General features: G+C 67.3%; 14 protein-coding genes. 6 read left to right on the top strand and 8 right to left on the bottom strand.

The genetic code is table 11. The features are described 5' to 3' along the window. Positions 1–21: 21 nt before the first annotated feature. The 8 genes from DK26_RS27205 to DK26_RS27240 all read right to left on the bottom strand — a co-directional run bounded on the left by DK26_RS27205 (position 22) and on the right by DK26_RS27240 (position 9,787). Complete coding sequence (locus DK26_RS27205) at positions 22–1,203, bottom strand: ABC transporter substrate-binding protein (RefSeq protein ID WP_066479697.1); 1,182 nt, start codon at positions 1,201–1,203, stop codon at positions 22–24. 71 nt (positions 1,204–1,274) lie between these two features. After that, positions 1,275–2,315 (bottom strand): branched-chain amino acid ABC transporter permease, encoded by a 1,041-nt coding sequence (locus DK26_RS27210; RefSeq protein ID WP_066479699.1) that lies wholly within the window; start codon positions 2,313–2,315, stop codon positions 1,275–1,277. A 4-nt stretch (positions 2,316–2,319) separates the two neighbouring features. Further along, entirely contained in the window at positions 2,320–3,198 is an 879-nt protein-coding gene (locus tag DK26_RS27215) for a branched-chain amino acid ABC transporter permease (RefSeq protein WP_083533646.1), read from the bottom strand. Next, positions 3,198–4,034, bottom strand: coding sequence for an ABC transporter ATP-binding protein (locus tag DK26_RS27220; protein ID WP_198162423.1), 837 nt, complete (start codon positions 4,032–4,034; stop codon positions 3,198–3,200). The genes DK26_RS27215 and DK26_RS27220 overlap by 1 nt, the downstream gene beginning before the upstream one ends. Position 4,035: 1 nt before the next feature. Further along, positions 4,036–4,824, bottom strand: a complete 789-nt coding sequence (locus DK26_RS27225) for an enoyl-CoA hydratase-related protein (protein ID WP_066479703.1) — start codon at positions 4,822–4,824, stop codon at positions 4,036–4,038. Between the two features lie 258 nt (positions 4,825–5,082). Further along, positions 5,083–6,921: an SLC13 family permease gene (locus tag DK26_RS27230; RefSeq protein ID WP_066479706.1), complete on the bottom strand. Its 1,839-nt coding sequence runs from the start codon at positions 6,919–6,921 to the stop codon at positions 5,083–5,085. A 56-nt stretch (positions 6,922–6,977) separates the two neighbouring features. Further along, positions 6,978–8,189, bottom strand: a complete 1,212-nt coding sequence (locus tag DK26_RS27235) for a M20/M25/M40 family metallo-hydrolase (RefSeq protein ID WP_066479709.1) — start codon at positions 8,187–8,189, stop codon at positions 6,978–6,980. A gap of 47 nt (positions 8,190–8,236) precedes the next feature. Further along, the gene (locus tag DK26_RS27240) at positions 8,237–9,787 is read right to left on the bottom strand and encodes an AbgT family transporter (RefSeq protein WP_066479712.1); all 1,551 of its coding nucleotides are present in this window, start codon (positions 9,785–9,787) and stop codon (positions 8,237–8,239) included. Between the two features lie 416 nt (positions 9,788–10,203). Between DK26_RS27240 and DK26_RS27245 the strand changes: the two genes are divergently transcribed. From DK26_RS27245 to DK26_RS27270, 6 genes are all read left to right on the top strand, one after another. Further along, positions 10,204–11,316: an alpha/beta hydrolase gene (locus DK26_RS27245; RefSeq protein WP_066479714.1), complete on the top strand. Its 1,113-nt coding sequence runs from the start codon at positions 10,204–10,206 to the stop codon at positions 11,314–11,316. 255 nt (positions 11,317–11,571) lie between these two features. Then, positions 11,572–12,618, top strand: coding sequence for a helix-turn-helix domain-containing protein (locus tag DK26_RS27250; protein WP_066479715.1), 1,047 nt, complete (start codon positions 11,572–11,574; stop codon positions 12,616–12,618). Then, a complete protein-coding gene (locus DK26_RS27255) occupies positions 12,615–13,823 on the top strand; it encodes an MFS transporter (RefSeq protein ID WP_066479716.1) in 1,209 nt (402 codons plus the stop codon). The genes DK26_RS27250 and DK26_RS27255 overlap by 4 nt, the downstream gene beginning before the upstream one ends. A gap of 247 nt (positions 13,824–14,070) precedes the next feature. Beyond that, positions 14,071–15,177, top strand: coding sequence for an efflux RND transporter periplasmic adaptor subunit (locus DK26_RS27260; RefSeq protein ID WP_083533648.1), 1,107 nt, complete (start codon positions 14,071–14,073; stop codon positions 15,175–15,177). After that, on the top strand, positions 15,174–18,269 hold the full coding sequence (locus DK26_RS27265; protein ID WP_066479721.1) for an efflux RND transporter permease subunit: 3,096 nt from the start codon (positions 15,174–15,176) through the stop codon (positions 18,267–18,269). The genes DK26_RS27260 and DK26_RS27265 overlap by 4 nt, the downstream gene beginning before the upstream one ends. Then, positions 18,266–19,414 (top strand): efflux RND transporter periplasmic adaptor subunit, encoded by a 1,149-nt coding sequence (locus DK26_RS27270; RefSeq protein ID WP_066479728.1) that lies wholly within the window; start codon positions 18,266–18,268, stop codon positions 19,412–19,414. The genes DK26_RS27265 and DK26_RS27270 overlap by 4 nt, the downstream gene beginning before the upstream one ends. Positions 19,415–19,462 lie beyond the last annotated feature (48 nt).

Consider the following 19,462-nt stretch of genomic DNA (forward strand, 5'->3'; position numbering starts at 1 on the left):
CCCTCGCCCTGCGTCTGAGGATCAAAGCTTGATCCAGTCGGAGGCCGGCAGCATCTGCTTGGCCTTGCTGTCGAAGCGATAGATCCGGCCGACCGGCACGGAATTGCCGGGGATCGAGATCGGCACGCCGAACAGGCCGCCGGTGTCGAAGTCCTTGATGCTGTTCAGCCCGGCCTTGAGGTTGGCGCCGGTCAGCTCCTTGCCGGCATCGAGCGTGCGTTTCACCGCCTCGGCCATCAGCATGGCGGTGACGAAGCCCTGGAGATAGCCGGTCGACTGGTATTCGGTGCGCATCTGCCGGATCTTCTCCAGCATCGGCGAGGTGCCGTCCTTGTCGTAATAGTAGCGGTACGGCATCACGCCCATAAAGCCGTCGGCGGCGTCGCCCATGCGCTGCACCGTCGAATTGTCCATGGTCCAGAAGGTGCCCATGAACTGGCTCTTCATGCCCATCTGCTTCGCCTGGGTGACGAATTCCGGGATCGGCGCCAGCACATAGCCGTGGAAGATCGTGAAGTCGGGATTGGCGCGACGCAGCTTCAGCACCTCGGTCGAGACGTCGACGCTGCCGGGCGGGGTCACGATCTTCTCGACGACGGTGAGCTTCAGCTCCTTGGCGACCGCCTCGCCCGGCACGATCGGGTCGCGCCCGAACTCGGTGTCGGAATAGACGAAGGCGACGCGGGCGCCCGGCTTCTCCTTGGCGATGTAGCGCAGGAGAATGCCGAACATCTCGGTGTAGTCCGGCCCGGCCATGAACTGCAGCGGGTACTTCTTGGGATCGTTGAGCTCGGTCGCGAAGGAGGCGCCGGCCATGATCATGGTGCCGCGGCGCTCGAGCTCGGGATTGATCGTCTTCGAGAAGCCGGTCGAGTCGCCATAGTAGAGCGAGACCTTCTCCTGGCTGGTGATCTTGTTGAAGGCGGCCACCGAGGCGTCGACCTTGTAGGCGGTGTCCTCGGCGACATACTTGATCTTGCGGCCCTTGATGCCGCCGCCATCGTTCAGGATCTTGAGATAGTCCTGGATGCCCGCATGGATGCCGACGCCTGCGAAGGCGAAGACGCCGGTCAGCGGGATAGAGCCGCCGAGCACGATGTCGCCGCCCTCCTGCGCCGCGAGCGGGCCCATCCCGAATGCCATCGCGGCCGTCGCCGCCGTCCCGGCCAGAAGCTCCCGCCGGTTCAACCTGATCTTGCTCATGCTCGTCCTCCCGCTGATGTGGCCGTTCTTGGCGACGGCCGTTTCGTCAAAGGCACGTGTCCCGTGCGCCTTCAGGTCCTGAAGGGCCAGAGATGGAAGAAGCGCCGCGCCCGCCGCCAGATTTCGGCGAGGCCGCGCGGTTCGAAGATCAGGAAGCCGACGATCAGCCCGCCGAAGACGATGGTGCGCACCGGCGCCAGCGCTGCGAGCGCGTCGGGGTAGATCGGCGTCGCCCAGTTCGCGACGAATTTCAGAAGCTCGGGCACCAGCGTCATGAAGACCGCACCGAGGATGCCGCCGAGGATCGTCCCCATGCCGCCGACGATGATCGCGGCGAGGTAGAAGATCGAGTTGACCAGCGGAAAGCTCTCCGGCGTCACCACGCGGAAGAAATAGGCCCAGAGCCCGCCGGCGAGGCCGGCATAGAAGGAGGAGATCGCAAAGCTGGTGAGCTTGTAGCGCAGCAAGGGGATGCCGAGCACCTCGGCAGAGATATCGCGGTCCCGGATGGCGATGAAGGCGCGTCCGATGCGAGTCCGCAGCAGGTTCGCGGCGCCGAGCACCATCAGGCAGGTCACCGGCATGATCAGCCAGTAGAGCGAGAAGGGCTGATCGAGACTGATCCCGAACAGCCGTGCCGGCGGCATCGACAGGCCGCGCGCCTCGCCGGTCAGCGACCAGTGCGAGAACAGGAAGTGCAGGATCACCGAGGCGGCGATCGTCGCAATGGCGAGATAGAGCCCCTTCACCTTCAGGCTGGGAATGCCGACGAGAATGCCGATCATCGCGGCGAGCCCGGCGCCGATCAGCAGGTTGAGCAGGAACGGCGTGCCGAGCCGGATCTCCAGAACCGCTACCGTATAAGCGCCAACGCTCATGAACGCGGCCTGCCCCAGGCTGACGAGCCCGGTATAGCCGGTGAGTAGGTTCAATCCCGTCGCGCTCGCGACATTGATGGCGCACAGGCAGGCGAGGAAGAGCCAGTACGGGCTCGCCACGAAGGGGAAGGCGACCGCAGCGAGTGCGAGCAGCACCAGCAGCGTGCGCTGCACGGAGCTGTCGAACAGCGCCTCGTCGGCGGCATAGCTGGTCTTGAGCGTGCCGATCCGCATGGCGCTAAAGCCTCTCGATCTCATGCGTGCCGAACAGCCCGTAGGGCCGGACCATCAGCAGCACGAGCAGCAAAGCGAAGGTGACGACGAGCTTGAACTCGCCACCGAGGAAGGCGCCGGCAAGCGCCTCGACCAGCCCGATCAGGAGGCCGCCGACCAGCGCGCCGGCGATCGAGTCGAGCCCGCCGATGATGACGACGACGAGCACCGAGAGGCCGAACACGCCCATGGTCGGCGAGATCCCGCCGATCGCCCCGACCAGCACGCCGGCGCCGGCGGCGGTGGCGCAGGCGAGAATCCAGGCGACCGAGAAGACGCGCGGCACGTCGATGCCGACCGAGTAGGCGGCGCCTTGGTCGGCCGCCGTCGCCTTGAGCGCTACGCCGCCGCGCGAGAAGCGGAACAGGGCGAGGAAAAGCCCGATCACCACGGCCGCCGCCACGAAGCCGATCGCCACCTTCGGCGCGAGATAGGCCTCGCCGATGAAGACCGGCGTCGACGGCATGAACTCTGGCAGGCGCAACGGGTCCGCGCCCCACACCAGCTGGACCACGCCGGCGAGGATCGAGCCGAGCCCGATCGTCACCATGAACACCGAGATCGGGCTCTCACCCAGCATCGGCCGGATCATGATGCGCTCGACCAGCCAGCCGAGGACGCCGCCGGCGGCGATGGCGAGCGGCAGGGCGAGCCAGGGCGAGAGGCCGAACCCGGCGGCGAAGCCGAGAAAGGCATAGCCGCCCAGCATCAGGATCTCGCCGATCGCGAGGTTGACCACGCGGGTCGCCTTGTAGATCAGCACGAAGGCGACGCCGGTCAGCGAATAGAGCGCGCCGGCCCCGAGCCCGGCCAGGGTGACTTCGAAGAGGAAGAGCGTGTCCATCACACCGCCTCCGCCTTGATCCGGCGCGACAGCTCGCCGACATCGCCGGAACCGAGATAGGCCGCGATCACCGCTTCATTGCCCTGCACCTCGCGCGGCGTGCCGCTGGCGATGACCTGGCCGAAGTTCAGCACGACGACATGGTCGGAGATGTCCATCACCATGCCCATGTCGTGCTCGACCATCAGGATGGTGACGCCCCATTCCTCCTTCACGTCGAGGATGAAGCGGGCCATGTCCTCGGTCTCTTCGCGGTTCATGCCGGCGACCGGCTCGTCGAGCATCAGGATGCGCGGCCGCATCGCGAGCGCCCGGGCAAGCTCGACGCGCTTCTGCAGGCCGTAGGACAGAGTCGCGACCGAGGCGTTGCGGATGTGCTGGATCTCGAGGAAGTCGATGATCCGCTCCTCGATCTCGGCCCGCAGCGCCAGCTCCTCCTTCTGCGCCCTGCCCCAGTAGAACAGCGCGTCGAGCACGCCGGTGCGCAGATGCGCGTGCCGGCCGAGCTTGATGTTGTCGAGCACGGTCATGCCGCGGAACAGGGCGATGTTCTGGAAGGTGCGGGCGAGCCCGCGCGCCGCACGCTCCGGCGCGCGCACGCCGGCCAGGCTCTCGCCCGCAAAACTGATCTGCCCGGCCTGCGGCCGGTAGAAGCCCGAGATCGTGTTGAACAGCGAGGTCTTGCCGGCACCGTTGGGGCCGATCACCGCCGTGATCGAGCCCTCCGGCACCTGGAAGGAGACGTCGGTCAAGGCACGCACGCCGCCGAAGGCGAGCGAGATACCGGCGACCTCCAGAATGGGCCGGGCCGCGGGGGCCGCCTGCGCCGCCATCATCTCAGCGCCCCTCGAAGCGCGCCGGCCGCTTTGCCAGGAAGGCGCTCGCGCCCTCCTTGAAGTCGGCCGAAGCGACGCCAGTGAGGAAGGCTTCGCGCTCGCGGTCGAGCTGCGCCGGAAGCGCATTATCGAGCGAATGGGCGATCAGGTCCTTGATCCGGCCATAGGCGCCAGTCGGGCCGGCGGCGAGCCGCTTCGCCAGCGCAAGCGCCTCGTCCTGCAGCGAAGCCGCGGGCACGACGCGGTTGACCAGACCGAGCGCGAGCGCCTCGGGCGCCCTGACCGGTTCCGCCAGCATGGCGAGCTCCAGCGCCTTGCGCGGCCCGAGCAGCCGCGGCAGCCGGTAGGTCGCCGAGCCGTCCGGGCTCGCGCCGATGCGGGCATAGGCCAGGGTGAACACCGCATCGTCGGCGGCGAGCGCGAGATCACAGGCCAGTGCTAGGCTGAACCCGGCGCCGGCAGCAGCGCCCTGCACGGCCGCGACCGTCGGCACGGAAAGAGAATCGAGCTGTTTCAGCGCGGTGTGGAGCGGATCGATGATCGCTTCGACCGCACCCAGCGGATCGCCATCGACGAAACGGGAGACGTCGCCGCCCGCGCAGAAGGCCCGGCCCTCACCACGCAGCAGCACGCAGCGCACGGCGGGATTGGCGGCAATGCTCGCCACGGCCTCGCCGAAGGCGCGCGCGGTCGCCGCGTCGATCGCATTGAGCACTTGCGGGCGATTGAGGGTGATGACCGCAACGGCCCCCTCGATCGCCAGGAGCACAGGAGCCCCGGCTTCGTTCATCGCATCCTCCCGCCCTGCCCGCGATCATTGATCGCCGCGGTGCCTCCAGCGTTAGTACTCGCTGTTCATGACCTTACTCGTGAGTAAGCCAAAGCAGCATGCAGCGCGCTATGCGCATTTCCGCACGACGAAGATTGTCGAATGGGAACGAGCCGGAGGTCAACTTCATGCCCCCGCGTCAGACAGCAAACGGCCGGCGCGGTGGTCCGCGCCGGCCGATACTGAAAAACAGATCGCGAATGCGGCGGTGGCGACGCTTCAGAAGCGCCAGATCAGCGGCACGATGAAGACCGCGACCACGAAGAACCAGATCAGCAGCGGCAGGCCGAGCTTCCAATAATCGCCGAAGGCATAGCCGCCCGGCCCCATCACCATCAGATTGGTCGGCGTCGCGATCGGGGTCAGGAAGGCGCCGGCGGCCGCGACCGCCGTGCTCATCAGCACCGGGCGCGGCGAGATCCCCATGCTGGCGGCGGCCGCGACGCCGATCGGAATGACGATCAGCGCGGTCGCAGTGTTGCTGATCAGTTGGCCCATGATCGCGGTCAGCACGAACAGCCCGGCGAGCAGCGCCATCGGCCCGGCATCGCCGACCATGTAGACCAGCCGCTCGGCCAGCATCTTGGCGGCGCCGGTCTCCACCATCGCCGTCGAGAGCGGCATCATCGCGCCGACCAGGATCACCGTCGTCCACGAGATCGCGCGATAGGACTGCTCGACATTCATGATGCCGCAGAGGATGACGGCACCCGCCGCGAGCAGCCCGGCCACCGCCGGCGGCACGATGCCGGTCGCCAGCATCAGCACCATCGCGAACAGGATGACGATCGCCTGCTTGGCGCCCGGCCCCATCGGCACCGCCTGGCGCCGGACCAGTTCGGGCGAGCTGACGACCAGCACGTCGGGATCGTCGAGATGGGTGTCGAGCGCCTTCCAGGTGCCCTGCAGCAGCATGGTGTCGCCGGTCTGCAGCACGATGCCGCCGCCATCGCTGGTCGCGCTCGCCGCGGCGACCTCGTTGCCGGCGCGCTGGACGGCAAGGATGATCAGGTCGCCGCTTTCGGTGACCATGCCCGGGAACACGCTCTGGCCGATCAGGCCCGAGCGCGGCGGGATCACCACCTCGGCGAGACCGGAGCGGCGGTTGAACAGCGTCTCTTCGCCCTCGCCGGCCGCAGCCCCCTCGTCGCGGAAGGCGAGATGCATCTTGACCGACAGGTTGGCGGCCGCCTCGGCCTCGCCGCGCAGGAGAATGAAGTCGCCTTCGGCGATCGTCCCGCGGCGCAGCGGGCCGCCGCTCTCGCCCTCCTGGATCGCGACGAATTGCAGGCCGGGAAAGCCGCTGACATCGACCGCGGTCGCCGGCTGGCCGATATAGGGGCAGGTCGGACGCACGCGCAGCTGAAAGACACCACTGGCGAGCCCGTACTGCTCGACCAGCGTGCGGGCGTGCCGGCTGAAATCGGCCGGCATGGTCGCGCCGTTGCGCTGGGGCAGCAGCTTCTCGCCGAACAGGACCATGATCGCCATCGAGCCGAGCAGCAGCGGGATGCCCGCGAGCGCGAACTCGAAGAAGCCGAAGCCGCCGACGCCCGCATCCGCCGCCGCCTCGGAGACGAGCACGTTGACGGGCGTGCCGGTCAGCGCCAGCAGCGAGCCGGCATGGGCCGCGAAGACGAGCGGCATCAAGAGCTGCGACGAATTCCGCCGCAACCTGACCGCGATGACCACGACGACCGGCATCAGCGCGGCGACGGCGCCGTTGACGCTGATCAGGGCGGTCAGCAGGGCGACGAGCGTCATCGTCAGCAGGAGAAGGCGCGTGCGGCTCTCCTCGCCCGCGCCCTTGATCAGAAGTTGGCCGGCCCAGGCCGTGACGCCTGTGACCTCGAGCGCCGAGCTGATGATGAACAGCGAGGCGATGAAGATCACGGCGGGATCGCCGAGCCCGCCGAGCGCCTGCGGCAGGGTGAGCACCCCGGTCGCCCAGAGCGAGAGCGCCGTGCCCATTGCCACCAGCACGACGGGCACCTTGTTCGTGACGAACAGGACGACCGCGACTGCGATAATCAGGGCGGTATAGGCAATCGGGCTCACGCGCTCAGCTCCTTGTTGCGTCTGCTTGGGCCGTCACCGTCCCGCTCGATCCGTCTTTAGTCTTCGAGCGTCGCCATCAGGATGCCGAGCCGGCAGCCCTTCTCGTATTCGTCGAGCTTCACGAACTCTTTGATCGTATGGATCTCGGCCTGGCCGGCACCGATGGTGATGGTCGGGATGCCGGCCCTATCGAGCCAGTTCGCGTCGAGGCCGCCATTCGAGAACAGGTAGGTCGGCTTGATGCCGAGCAGCTCGAGCGCCTTGGTCGCGCGCTTCACCACCTTGGCGTCGTCGGCGAGCTTGAAGGGCGGATAGGCGGCGGCCCGGCGGAAGGTCACCTCGGCGGTCTCGCCCTCATGATCGGTCACCTCGGCCTTGGCCTTGGCGAAGGCCGCCTCGTAGCCGTCGACGATCTTGGTGGCGAAGCTGAGCTCGGGGCTGCGCGCCTCGCCCTTCAGGAAGGCGTAGTCGGTGACGACGTTGGTGGCGTCGCCGGCCGGCTTGCCGTTCTTACCGCCGAAGATGCCGATATTGCTGGTGCCGAACTCGTCGCCCTTGACGACCTTGCCGAACCAGCCGGTGCGCTTCGCCTCGGCGAGGCCGAGCGCGCCGACCAGAGTCGCCGAGATGCCCTTGTCCGGCGCGACGCCGGCATGGGAGGCCTTGCCCTTGATCTCGACTTCCCAGTTCTCCTGGCCGACCGCGCCGATGATCAGCTCGGAAGCGAGCTGGCCGTCGACATTGATGCACATCACGGGCCCGCCGAGCTCGGCCGGGTTGAGCTCGCGCGCACCGTGCAGGCCGCTTTCCTCGCGCACCGTGAACAGCAGCGTGATCGGCGGATGCGGCAGCTTGTGCTTGATCAGCGTCTCGGCGAGCACGACGAGCAGCGCGACGCCGGTACGGGCATCGCCGCCGAGCGCGGTGGTGCCGTCGGAGACGATCCGGTCACCCTCGCGCTTCGGCTTGGCGCCGGCGCAGAGCGGGACGGTGTCGAGATGGGTCGAGAACATCAACCGCGGGCCCGGCTTGGTGCCGGGCAGGTCGACGATCAGGTTGCCGGTCTGGGTCGGCACCGGGATGCGCGTGTTGGCGTCGTCGAAGCGGATGGCGGAAGCGGGCACGCCGGCCTTTTTCAAAGCTTCGCTGACGGCGGCGGCGATCGCGGCCTCCTCGCCGGTGACGCCCTCGACCGAGAGGAAGTTCATCAGGTGGTCGATCGCGCCTTCGACATCGAGGGGGATATTGGCAGTGCTCATGACATCCATCCGAGGGTTGGGTCTGGATTGACTTTAGGTGCGGATCCGGCGGTCGATCAGAGGCCCCAGGGCAGGCCCAGCATCTTCCAGACCGCGAAGAGCGCGGTCCACAGCACGAACATCCACACGACATAGGGCAGCATCAGCGAGACGATGGTGCCGACGCCGGCATTGCGGTCGTATTTCTGGGCGAAGCCGACGACGAGCGCGAAATAGGCGTTGAGCGGGGTGATCGCGTTCATCGGGGAATCGCCGACGCGATAAGCCGCCAGAACCGCCTCCGGCTCGACGCCGAGCTTCATCAGGAGCGGCACGAAGACCGGGGCGAAGATCGCCCATTTGGCGATCGCACCGGTGAGCAGGAGGTCGATGATCGCGACCACGATGATGAAGCCGAGCAGCAGTGGCAGCGCGCCGATATTGGCCGCCTGCAGGACGCCCGACAGGCTGAGCGCCATCACCGTGCCGATATTGGTGTAGGTGAAATAGGCGACGAACTGGCTGAGCACGAAGAACAGGAAGATCGTCCCGCCCATGCTCTTGATCGACTTCTCGATCGCCGCGATCACCTCGGTCAGGGTGCGCAGCGTCCCGGCGCCGATGCCGTAGCACCAGCCGCTGACCAGGAACATCAGCATGATCAGCGCGATCAGCCCGTTCATGAAGGGCGAGTTGCCGATCAGCTCGCCCGTGGTCGGATTGCGCAGCGGAGCCCAGGAGGGGATGGTCAGCACCAGGAAGACCGCGATCAGCGCGAGCATGCCGAAGCCGGCGTAGCGCAGGCCGCGGGTCTCCGACTCCGACAGCACCGCGCCCTGCTCGGTCGTGGTGCCCTCGGCCGCCTTGGACGGGTCGTAGGCGCCAAGGCGCGGCGCGATCATCTTATCGGTGATGAAGGCGACGACGACGGTGAGGAAGATCACCGAGGCGATCGAGAACCAGAGATTGGAGGCAAGGCCGATCGAGCGATTGGGATCGACGAGGCGAGCCGCATCGTTGGTGAACTCGACCAGCACCGCATCGAGCGGCTTGATCAGCATGTTGACGGTGAAGGCGCCGGCCACCGCCGCGAAGCCGAGTGCCAGACCCGCTAGCGGATTGCGGCCGACCGCAAGATAGGCGATGCCCGCAAGCGGGATCAGCACGAGATAACCGGCATCCGCCGCGATCGAGGCGAGAATGCCGACGAAGGCGAGGATATAGGTCAGCGCCCAGGCCGGGGACACGATCACGAGCTTGCGGATCAGCGCGGTGACGAGTCCAGACTCCTCGGCAACGCCGGCGCCGATCATCGCGACGATCATCAGCCCCACCGCGGTGAAGCTCATGAAGTTCGGGATCAGCGACGAATACATGAAGCGGATGCCTTCGACGTTCAGAAGGCTCCGGATCGCTGTGCTCGCCGTCTCGACCTTGTGCGTGTCGGGATTGATTCGCTCGAAGGTGACGGCCGCGCCGAACAGGCTCAGCACGGCGGAGAGTACGATCACGATACCGATCAGGATCAGGAAGATGATGACCGGATGGGGCACCATGTTCCCGACTTTCTCGACGGTATCGAGAAATCGCTGCATCGTTGTCTTGGGCGCGGTGCTCTCGACAGTCATGGTGCCTTCTCCCCCGAGCCTGGCATTGGCGCACCCTGGAAGGACTGCGTCGTGACAAATGTGATGACCGGGCAGGCCCGGTGGATATTCTCGGGAACTTAGATTGCCTTGCGGAATGGGCATCGGCACAGAATCCCAAAAAGTGGGCCGCCTGTCCCAAAGTTATCGCCAGGAGCCTGCCAAAGCCCGGTGGCCGCAAGCTTGCTGGCGCCGGATGGCTTCTTTATCCTGTCATGACCTTGAGTGAGCCTCCGATTCACAGCCGCAGCGCGGATGGCCTAGGTGAGACCGATGCGCGGAAATCGAAGCGAAGCTCTCTTGTGCTGTACATCTCACGCTCCCACGGCCCGGCCTTCCCATCTGGGGGCCTGGCGGTGACAGCGGGCCAGGATCGCCGCCATTGGCGGAATGCCGTCATGGCTTTGGCCTGCGCCCTCGGCCTCGGCGCCTGCGCGGGGACCCCGCGCGGCATGCTGCAGACCGTACCGTCCGTGCCCGGCACCGACCGGGTCAACATGCTAACCGCGACCACCCGCGCGCCCTCGGCCGAGCCCGGCGTCCTGTTCAGCGGGGATCGCGGAGACACGGTTTCCTTCTCGAACATCGTCGTCTCGATCCCGCGTGACCGCGAGGTCGGCACCATCCAGTTGCCGCGCTCCGTTCCGGGTAATCCGGAGACGGACTTCACCGTCTCGTCGGTGACGCCAATCGCCAAGCCGCAGCTGGCGTCCTGGTTCAACAAGGCAAATGGCCGCAAGCGGCGCGTCTTCGTCTTCGTGCACGGCTTCAACACGCCCTTCGACCGGGCGGTCTTCCGCTTCGCGCAACTGGCGCACGATGCCGATGCGAATGCCCTGCCGGCCCTGTTCTCCTGGCCGTCGCGCGGCCATCTGCTCGACTATGCCCGGGACTTCGACAACGCGTCCTATTCCCGCTCGGATCTCGCCTATCTCCTGAAGGCAGCCGCCAACAGCCCGGCGGTCAACGACATCGTCATCCTCGCCCACTCGATGGGAAGCTGGCCCGCCGTCGAGGCCGTCCGCCAGCTCGCGCTCGAACAAGGCGGCGTGCCCAGCAAAATCAGCAACCTGATCCTCGCCTCGCCCGATCTCGATGTCGGCGTGTTCCGGCGCCAGGTCGAGGATATGGGCAAGCGGCGGCCGCAAATCACCCTGTTCGTCGCACAGCATGACCGGGCGCTGCAGCTCTCGCGCTTCATCTCCAGGGGGGCGACGCGCCTCGGCGGCATTGACCTGAGCCGCGACGAGTACCAGCAGCAGCTGGCCGGGCTGTCGGGCATCACCGTGCTCGACCTCAGCGCCATCAATGCCGGCGACCGCATCAACCACGATCTCTATGCCGCCAGCCCCGACGCTGTCCGCCTGATCGGCGACCGCTTGCTGCAGGGACAGGTCATCACTGATTCGGATGTTTCGTCGCCACTTGTCGCGGCAGATGCGCTCGGCTCGGCGGCAAGCCTGCTCGTAACCGCGCCGATCCGGATCTTCGACGCGGCATCGATACGCTAGGAGCGAGCAATGTCAGGTCGAGCCGACCCGACAGTTGCTTCCTCCGTCTAAACGTTTGATAGAGAACGCATGCGATCGGACTCCTGCCTTCCGCAGTTGAAGGTTCGGAATTAGAACAAGAATACCAAATTGACCGAAAGTTGAGCAGCTGAAAGCGTCAATACAGGCCGGCCCATTTTTTGGCCTTCCCTTGAGCACCGACACCATTGATCATCACGCTATAGATTGGCATCACGCGGCTGGGAGGAAGATGCCGTGACAGCACTCTCACACCCCACCCCACGAAGCTCGGTCACACCAGTCTTCGCTCAGAATTTCTCGACTAAGGACCTTCCGCCGCAAGATCAGTTCGATGCCTGGCGGGCCCTGCTCGCGGACACGATCGACCTCTTGCCGACCGCTGAAGCGTCGGAGAGCTTCGCGGCCGAGTTCTCGTCCTGGACGTTCGGCAACATCGTGCTGACGCGGACGCTGTACGCCAACGCTCCTGCCCGGCGCTGGCGGCACCGGCCGCGATCGTTCCTCGACCATTGGTGCGTCGTGCTGGCGCGCTCGAATGCGTCTCGGAACAACTCGTCTTCCCGGGAGGGCACGCGACAGGAGAGCCTCAGCTTCCGTTCGCTCGCCCTGCCCTTCGAAGGCCAGGCCGAGGATACGGAGGTGCTGACGCTGTTCCTGCCGCGCGATTTCTGCCGGGAAGAGCTCGAGGACTTCGATCAGGCCCACGATCTCGACATCAACCCGCAGCTCGGCGCGCTGCTCGCAGGCTATATCGACAACCTCGCCCGGCAGCTGCCGCACATCCCGCCCGCACAGGCGCAGGGCCTGGCGACGGCGACCCGCGCCCTCGTCGCAGCCTGCATCGCGCCGCGCGTGGAGCGCTCCGAAACGGCCGACGCCTCGCTCAGCTCGCTCCTGATCGACCGCGCCCGCCTCGTCGTGCGCCAGAACATGGCCTCGCCCGAATTCGGACCCGAGCAACTGGCCCGCCTGATGGCGATGTCACGCTCCAAGCTCTACCGTCTGTTCGAGAGCACTGGCGGCGTCGCCCATTTCATCAATCGCGAAAGGCTGCGCGAAGCCTATCGCAGGCTCAGCTCGCACCGCGATTCCCCCTCGATCCACATCATCGGCAACGAGGTCGGCTTCGTCGACCATTCGACCTTCAGCCGAGCGTTCCGGCGCGAGTTCGGCCATAGCCCAAGTGAAGCGCGCGAACGGAGCCTGACGAAACTCTCCGCCACGCCTCTCGACGTCCGCCCGCCCGAGACCGGCCCGGCCGACGCCGAGCAAGAGGCATGAAGGCGGCCACCGGCCGCCTGTCCTTCCTGTACGCCGCCCTGTTTTTCGAGCTCGGCGTCAACCTGCCGTTTTTCCCGCTCTGGCTGCGCTCCCAGTCGCTCAGCGACGAAGCGATCGGGATCGTGCTGGCAGCGCCGCTCCTGGCTCGCATCATCGCGAATCCGGTCGTCGGCGCGCTGGCCGACCGCAGCGGGCGGGCGCGAGCGGCCCTGGTCATCTGCTCGGTGGTGGTCACGATCGGTACGGCGCTGCTCGCCTTCGCCGGCGGCTTCCTGCCCATCCTCCTGCTGGTCACCGCCATCGCCCTCGCCCAGGGACCGCTGATAGCCCTGACCGACGCCGTCACCTTGCGAAGCCTAGGGGAACTGCAGACCCCGGAGCTGCGCTATGGGCGGATCCGGCTCTGGGGGTCGGCCGGCTTCGCGATTGCAAACCTCTCCGCCGGCTGGATGCTGGACTGGCTGCCCATCGCCTCGATCATCGGAATGCTCGTCCTGTCGGCCCTTGCGACGGCGCTGGCAGCCGTTGCCGTGGCGGTTGTCCGCGTTCCGGAGCGCCCGGCGTCTCCGATGGCACCGGACGGAAAGCTTGAAAGGCCACATCTGCTCGTCCTCACCATCGCCGGAGCGAGCCTCGTTCAGGCGAGCCATGCCGCGGTTTACGGTTTCAGCACCTTGCATTGGCAAAGCCTCGGCATATCCGGCGGAGCCATGGGCTCCCTGTGGGCCGCCGGCATCGTCTCGGAAATTACCTTCTTCAGCCTGCTCGGCTATATCGTGCGAGGCTCGGCGGGTGCGGCCACCCTTCTCGTCGCCAGCGCGGCGGTCGCGACGCTGCGCTGGGCCGGAATGGCGCAGGATCCGCAGATCGGCTTCCTGGTCCTTCTCCAGTTCACCCATGGACTGACCTTCGGGGCGACCCATCTGAGCAGCGTCTTCCTGCTCGCGCGGATCACTCCGGCGGGGATGTTGGCACAGGTACAGGCTTGGCTGGCAGCGAGCTGGGCCGGGATCATGGCTGTCCTGACCACGCTGGCCGGCTATCTCTACGGCGAATGGGGCGAGCATGTTTACTGCCTGATGGCCGCCGTCTCGGCTGCCGGCTTCCTGCTGCTGATCCCGGTCGCGCTGGGCTTCAGGGGCAGGGCTTCGCTCGCCATAGCCCTCGCAGGCGATGCCGAGCAGCCGGCCCAAAGATTGGGATGACCAGCGCAGAGTTGGGATTCTGAGCTAATCCGCCTCTGCCGCTCTGTTGGTAGCGTTCCCATCGTCACCCGAAGCGCGCGGCGCGACGAACCTTGCCCGGCGCCAGGTTCCGCGCCGTCGTCGTGCGGTTGCCAGAGGAACAGGATCATGCCTTTGAACGGCTTGCAGGACATAAGGTCCGCTTGCGCGCTGACACCGATGCGCTTCCGGCGCAGCACGCGGCCGTTTCGGCGTATGGGCCTGTAGCATGGGAACGCCCGACAGGTCCCGTACCGCCCGCTTGCTGCAAGGCGCAGCGCTCGCGGCGATCTCCCTCGCCGTCGCCGGCTGCCAGTCCGAGCAGGCAGCGGCTCCGCCTGCCGTCCGGCTCGTCCGCACCATCACGGTGGAAGCGCCGCGCGCGGCCAAGGACATCAGCTTCACCGGGCATATCGAAGCGCAGGACCAGGCGGCCCTCTCCTTCCGGATTGGCGGCCGCCTCGCCGAGCGCAATCTCGGCGTCGGCGCCAGCGTGCGCGAGGGCGAGGTCGTCGCCCGGCTCGACCCGGAGAACGAGCTCAACGAGCTGCGCTCGGCCCGCGCCGCCCTCACCGCTGCACAAGGTCTGCTGCGCAAGGCCGAGAACCAGTTCGAGCGCCAGAGCCACCTGCTCGAGCGCAATATCACCACGCGTGCCGATTTCGAGGCGGCGGAACAGGGCCGCACGGCCGCGCGGGCGCAGGTAAACGCGGCCCAGGCGCGTGTCGGGTCGGCTGAGGACATTGTCGGCTTCACCACACTGAAAGCCGATGCGCCGGGCGTCGTCACGCGCGTCGGCGCGGAGCCCGGCGAGGTCGTCGCTCCCGCCCGCATGATCGTCCAGCTCGCCCGCCGCGAGGGACGCGATGCCGTCTTCGAAGTGCCGGCCGATGTCGTGCGCGCGCTGCCGCCCGATGCGCGCGTCCATGTCACGCTCGCCGGTGACCCGGCCGTGACCGCCAATGGTCGCGTCCGCGAAGTCGCGCCCCAGGCCGATCCGGTGACGCGGACCTTCAGGGTCAGGGTCGGCCTCTCCGAGCCTCCGCAAGCCTTCCGCCTCGGTACGGCGGTATCGGGCGCTATCCGCGGGGCAGAAATCTCGGCCACTGCCATTCCGGCCACGGCGCTTGCGCGGCAGGGACAGGATGCCAGCGTCTGGGTGGTCGATCCCACCAAGCTGACCGTGTCGCTGCGCAAGCTCGAGGTGATCAGTGCCGACCCTGCGACAGCGCTGATCGGCAAGGGCCTCGCACTCGGTGACATCGTCGTCACCGCCGGGGTTAGCCTGTTGAAGGAAGGCCAGCAGGTGCGCCTGGCCGGGACGGAATCGCGATGAGCTTCAACCTCTCGGAATGGGCGCTCAAGAACCGCTCGGTCGTGATCTATCTCATGATCATCTCGGTGCTGGCCGGCATCTTCGCCTTCATCCGCCTCGGCCGTAACGAAGATCCGTCCTTCGTGATCAAGTCCATGGTCGTTTCGGCAGCCTGGCCGGGCGCGACCATGGAGGACATGCTGAGCCAGGTCACCGAGCGCCTCGAGCGACAGATCGAGGAGACGCCGGGGCTCGACAACGTCCGCAGCTACACCACGCCGGGCATCACGACGATCTTCGTCAACCTCAAGGAGTCCGTGCCCGGCCGCGAGGTGCAGGACACCTGGTACCGCGTGCGCAATCTCGTCGCCGACATGCGCCATACGCTGCCCGCCGGCACGCTCGGCCCGTTCTTCAACGACCGCTTCGGCGACACATTCGGCATCATCTACGGCTTCACCGCCGACGGCTTCACCGGCCGCGAACTGCGCGACCATGTAGAGGCGGCGCGCTCGCGCCTGCTGCTCGTGCCGGACGTCTCCAAGATCGAGATCATCGGCGCACAGGACGAGCGCATCTTCGTCGAGTTCTCGGTGCGCGAACTCGCCAATCTCGGTATCGATCGCGGTGCGCTCCTGGGCGCGCTGCAGGCCCAGAACATCGTGCGTCCCTCCGGCATGATCCAGACGCCGGAGGAGCGCATCTCGCTGCGTGTCTCCGGAGCCTTCCAGTCCGAAACCGACCTGCTGCAGGTCAACTTCCCGGTCGGCGACCGCATGGTCCGCCTCTCCGACATCGCGACCGTACGCCGCGGCCATGCCGACCCGCCGCAGCCGATGTTCCGCGTCAACGGCCGCGAGGCCATCGGCCTCGGCATCGCCATGCGCGACGGCGGCGACATCCTGGCGCTAGGTGCCAACATCAAGACGGCGATGGCGAAGATCATCGCCGACCTGCCCCTTGGCATCGAGCCGCATCTGGTTGCCGATCAGGCCGTCACCGTCGACCACGCCATCGCCGACTTCATGACCTCGCTCTGGCAGTCCATCGCGATCATCCTGGTCGTCAGCTTCATCAGCCTCGGCGTCAGGCCGGGGCTCGTCGTCGCGCTCTCGATTCCGCTGACGCTCGCGGTGGTCTTCGCCTGCATGCTGATCGTCGGCATCGACATGCAGCGCATCTCGCTCGGCGCCCTGATCATCGCGCTGGCGCTGCTCGTCGACGATGCGATGACGACGACGGACGCGATGGTGACGCGGCTGGCGGCCGGCGAGGACAAGCAGAAGGCGGCGACCTTCGCCTTCGAGCGCTACGCCACCGCCATGGCGGCGGGCACGCTGGTCACGATCGCCGGCTTCGTCCCGATCGGCTTCGCCGCGAGCTCGGCCGGCGAATACACCTTCTCGCTCTTCGCCGTGGTGACGATCGCGCTCATCGTCTCCTTCTTCATCGCGGTCGTCTTCGCCCCGGTGCTCGGCGTCGCCATGCTGAAAGCGCCGAAGAAGGCAGCCGCCGGCCCCGGCCCCGTCGAGCGCGGCTTCCGCAACCTGCTTTCGGGCGCGATCCGCCTGCGCTGGCTGACCATTGCCGTCACGCTCGGGCTCTTCGCCGCCTCGATCCTGGCGCTGCCGCTGGTGCCGCGCCAGTTCTTCCCGGCCTCGGACCGGCCCGAGCTGCTCGTCGATCTGACCGCGCCGCAGAATGCCTCGATCTATGCGAGCGAGAGCATAGCGAGCCGGCTCGACGCCGCGCTCAAGGCCGATCCGGACGTGGAACGCTGGAGCACCTATGTCGGGCGCGGCGCGATCCGCTTCTACCTGCCGCTCAACGCCCAGCTGCCGAACGAGTTCTTCAGCCAGGCCGTGGTCGTCGCCAAGGACATCGCCGCGCGCGAACGCTTGCGGAAGAGGTTAGAAGCACTGCTCGCCAAGGATTTCCCGAACGTCGTCTCGCGCGTCTCGCCGCTCGAGCTCGGCCCGCCGGTCGGCTGGCCGGTGCAGTATCGTGTCAGCGGCCCCGACCTCGCCGAGGTGCGCGAGATCGCGATGAAGGTCGGGCAGGTCCTCGCCGCCAGCCCCCAGACCGAGATGGTGAACTTCGACTGGATCGAGCCGATGCGCGAACTGCGCCTGCGGGTCGACCAGGACGAGGCCCGCCGGCTCGGCCTGAGCTCGCAGGCCCTGGCGAGCATCGTCAACGCGGTCGTCTCTGGGACCGTGGTGACGCAGGTTCGCGACGGCATCTATCTCGTCGACGTCGTCGTGCGGGCCCAGGACGCCGACCGCCTCTCGCTCGATACGCTGCGCACCATGCAGGTTGCGCTGCCGAGCGGGCGGCAGGTTCCGCTCTCGCAGTTTGCCACCTTCAGCTATGGGCTCGATTCGCCGCTGATCTGGCGCCGCGACCGCGTTCCGACCCTGACGGTCGCCGCCGACGTCAAGCCGGGCATCCTGCCGGAAACCGTCGTCAACGGGCTCGCGCCCGGCATCGAGGAGCTGCGCAAGACTCTGCCCGCCGGCTATGGCATCGCGCTCGGCGGCACTGTCGAGGAAAGCACGACCTCGCAGGCCTCGGTCATCGCGGTCGTGCCTGTGATGCTGCTGATCATGTTCACGGTGCTGATGCTGCAATTGCGCAGCTTCCGCCTGCTGGCGATCGTGCTCAGCATCGCGCCGCTCGGCATGATCGGCGTGGTCAGTGCCCTCATGCTTTCACGCATGCCGCTCGGCTTCGTCGCCCTGCTCGGTATCCTCGCGCTGATCGGCATCATCACCAAGAACGCGGTCATCCTGATCGGCCAGATCGAGAGCGAGCGCGAGAGCGGCAAGAGCATCACCGATGCGGCGCTCGACGCGGCCTCGACCCGCTTCCGCCCAATCATGCTCACCGCGGTCTCGACCGTGCTCGGCATGATCCCGATCGCGCCGACCGTGTTCTGGGGGCCAATGGCCTTCGCCATCATGGGCGGGCTGCTGGTCGCGACGATGCTGACGCTGATCCTGCTGCCGGTCCTCTATGTCGCCGTCTTCGCCCGTGGCTCAGCCGCACCCAAGGCGGAAAAGCCCGGAGCCAAAGCCGGTACAAAGCCCGTCGCGGGAGCTTCTGCGTCATGACCCATCCTTCGGCATCGCGCTTTCGCCCCGCGGTAGCAGCGCTTCTCCTGCTCTCGCTGGCCGCCTGCCAGAACGAGCCGGCCGCGCCGGCGGAAGGGCGCTTCGTCCGCGTCGTCACGGTCGAAGCCGGCAAGCTCGCCAACGAGGTCCAGCTCAGCGGCGAGATCCAGGCGGAGAAGAATGTCGGCCTCGCCTTCCGTATCGGCGGCCGCGTCACCGAGCGGCCGGTCAATGTCGGCGACCGTGTCGCAGCCGGGCAGATCGTCGCCCGTCTCGACCCGACGCTCGAGCGCAATGCGCTGACAGCCGCAAAGGCGGCGCTGGAAGCGGCCAGGGGCGAGGTCAGCACCGCGCGCAGCACCTTCGAGCGCCAGGAACGGTTGATGGGCCAGGGCTTCACCACCCGGCCGCGCTTCGACCAGGCGCTCAAGGCGCAGGAGGCGGCCCAGGCCCAGCTCGAGAATGCCGAGGCCCAGCTCGAACTGGCGCAGGACCGGCTCGGCTTCACCGAGCTGCGGGCCAGCGTCGCCGGCACGGTGACCGCGCGCAGTGTCGAGCCCGGCGAGGTCGTGCAGCCCGGACAGGTGATCGCCCAGATCGCCCGCGACGACGGCCGGGACGCCGTCTTCAACATTCCCGCCAACCTGCTCGAGAAGAAGTCCGGCGAAACCACGGTCCGCGTCGCCCTCGCCGATGCCCCTGCCGTGACCGCGCTCGGCCGCGTTCGCGAGATCGCGCCGCAGGCCGACCCGGTGACGCGCACCTTCGCCGTCCGGGTCGGGCTGATCGACCCGCCCGAGGCGATGCGGCTGGGATCGACCGTGGTCGGAACGATCGAGGCCGCCACCGCCGCGATCATCGCAATTCCGGCGAGCGCGCTCACTCAGCAGGGCGTCTCTCCGGCGGTCTGGATCGTCGATCCCGCGAATTCGACGGTTTCCCTGCGCAATGTCGACGTGCTGCGCTTCGATCCGAGCCAGGTGATCGTCTCCCAGGGTCTGGTGCCCGGCGAGATCGTGGTCAGCGGCGGCATCCAGATGCTGCTGCCCGGACAGCGCGTCCGCCAGCTTCCGGCGCCGGCGGCCACCGGCCGAACAGCCGCGGCAACCCAGCCGGCCGGGCGTCCGGGCGTGCCTCCTTCGTAACCAGCGGTTCGTCGCCCGCGACGCGTGGAGAACTGAGCTTCGTCCGCC

The sequence above is a fragment of the Allobosea sp. WAO genome, assembly GCF_001509835.1.
GTDB lineage: Bacteria > Pseudomonadota > Alphaproteobacteria > Rhizobiales > Beijerinckiaceae > Allobosea.

Excerpts from the sequence above, each read along its gene's own strand:
- DK26_RS27260 (WP_083533648.1), top strand. The coding sequence starts at position 14,071 with ATGGGAACGCCCGACAGGTCCCGTACCGCCCGCTTGCTGCAAGGCGCA.
- DK26_RS27255 (WP_066479716.1), top strand. The coding sequence starts at position 12,615 with ATGAAGGCGGCCACCGGCCGCCTGTCCTTCCTGTACGCCGCCCTGTTT.
- DK26_RS27245 (WP_066479714.1), top strand. The coding sequence starts at position 10,204 with ATGGCTTTGGCCTGCGCCCTCGGCCTCGGCGCCTGCGCGGGGACCCCG.
- DK26_RS27270 (WP_066479728.1), top strand. The coding sequence starts at position 18,266 with ATGACCCATCCTTCGGCATCGCGCTTTCGCCCCGCGGTAGCAGCGCTT.
- DK26_RS27265 (WP_066479721.1), top strand. The coding sequence starts at position 15,174 with ATGAGCTTCAACCTCTCGGAATGGGCGCTCAAGAACCGCTCGGTCGTG.
- DK26_RS27210 (WP_066479699.1), bottom strand. The coding sequence starts at position 2,315 with ATGCGGATCGGCACGCTCAAGACCAGCTATGCCGCCGACGAGGCGCTG.
- DK26_RS27225 (WP_066479703.1), bottom strand. The coding sequence starts at position 4,824 with ATGAACGAAGCCGGGGCTCCTGTGCTCCTGGCGATCGAGGGGGCCGTT.
- DK26_RS27235 (WP_066479709.1), bottom strand. The coding sequence starts at position 8,189 with ATGGATGTCATGAGCACTGCCAATATCCCCCTCGATGTCGAAGGCGCG.
- DK26_RS27220 (WP_198162423.1), bottom strand. The coding sequence starts at position 4,034 with ATGATGGCGGCGCAGGCGGCCCCCGCGGCCCGGCCCATTCTGGAGGTC.
- DK26_RS27205 (WP_066479697.1), bottom strand. The coding sequence starts at position 1,203 with ATGAGCAAGATCAGGTTGAACCGGCGGGAGCTTCTGGCCGGGACGGCG.
- DK26_RS27215 (WP_083533646.1), bottom strand. The coding sequence starts at position 3,198 with ATGGACACGCTCTTCCTCTTCGAAGTCACCCTGGCCGGGCTCGGGGCC.
- DK26_RS27240 (WP_066479712.1), bottom strand. The coding sequence starts at position 9,787 with ATGACTGTCGAGAGCACCGCGCCCAAGACAACGATGCAGCGATTTCTC.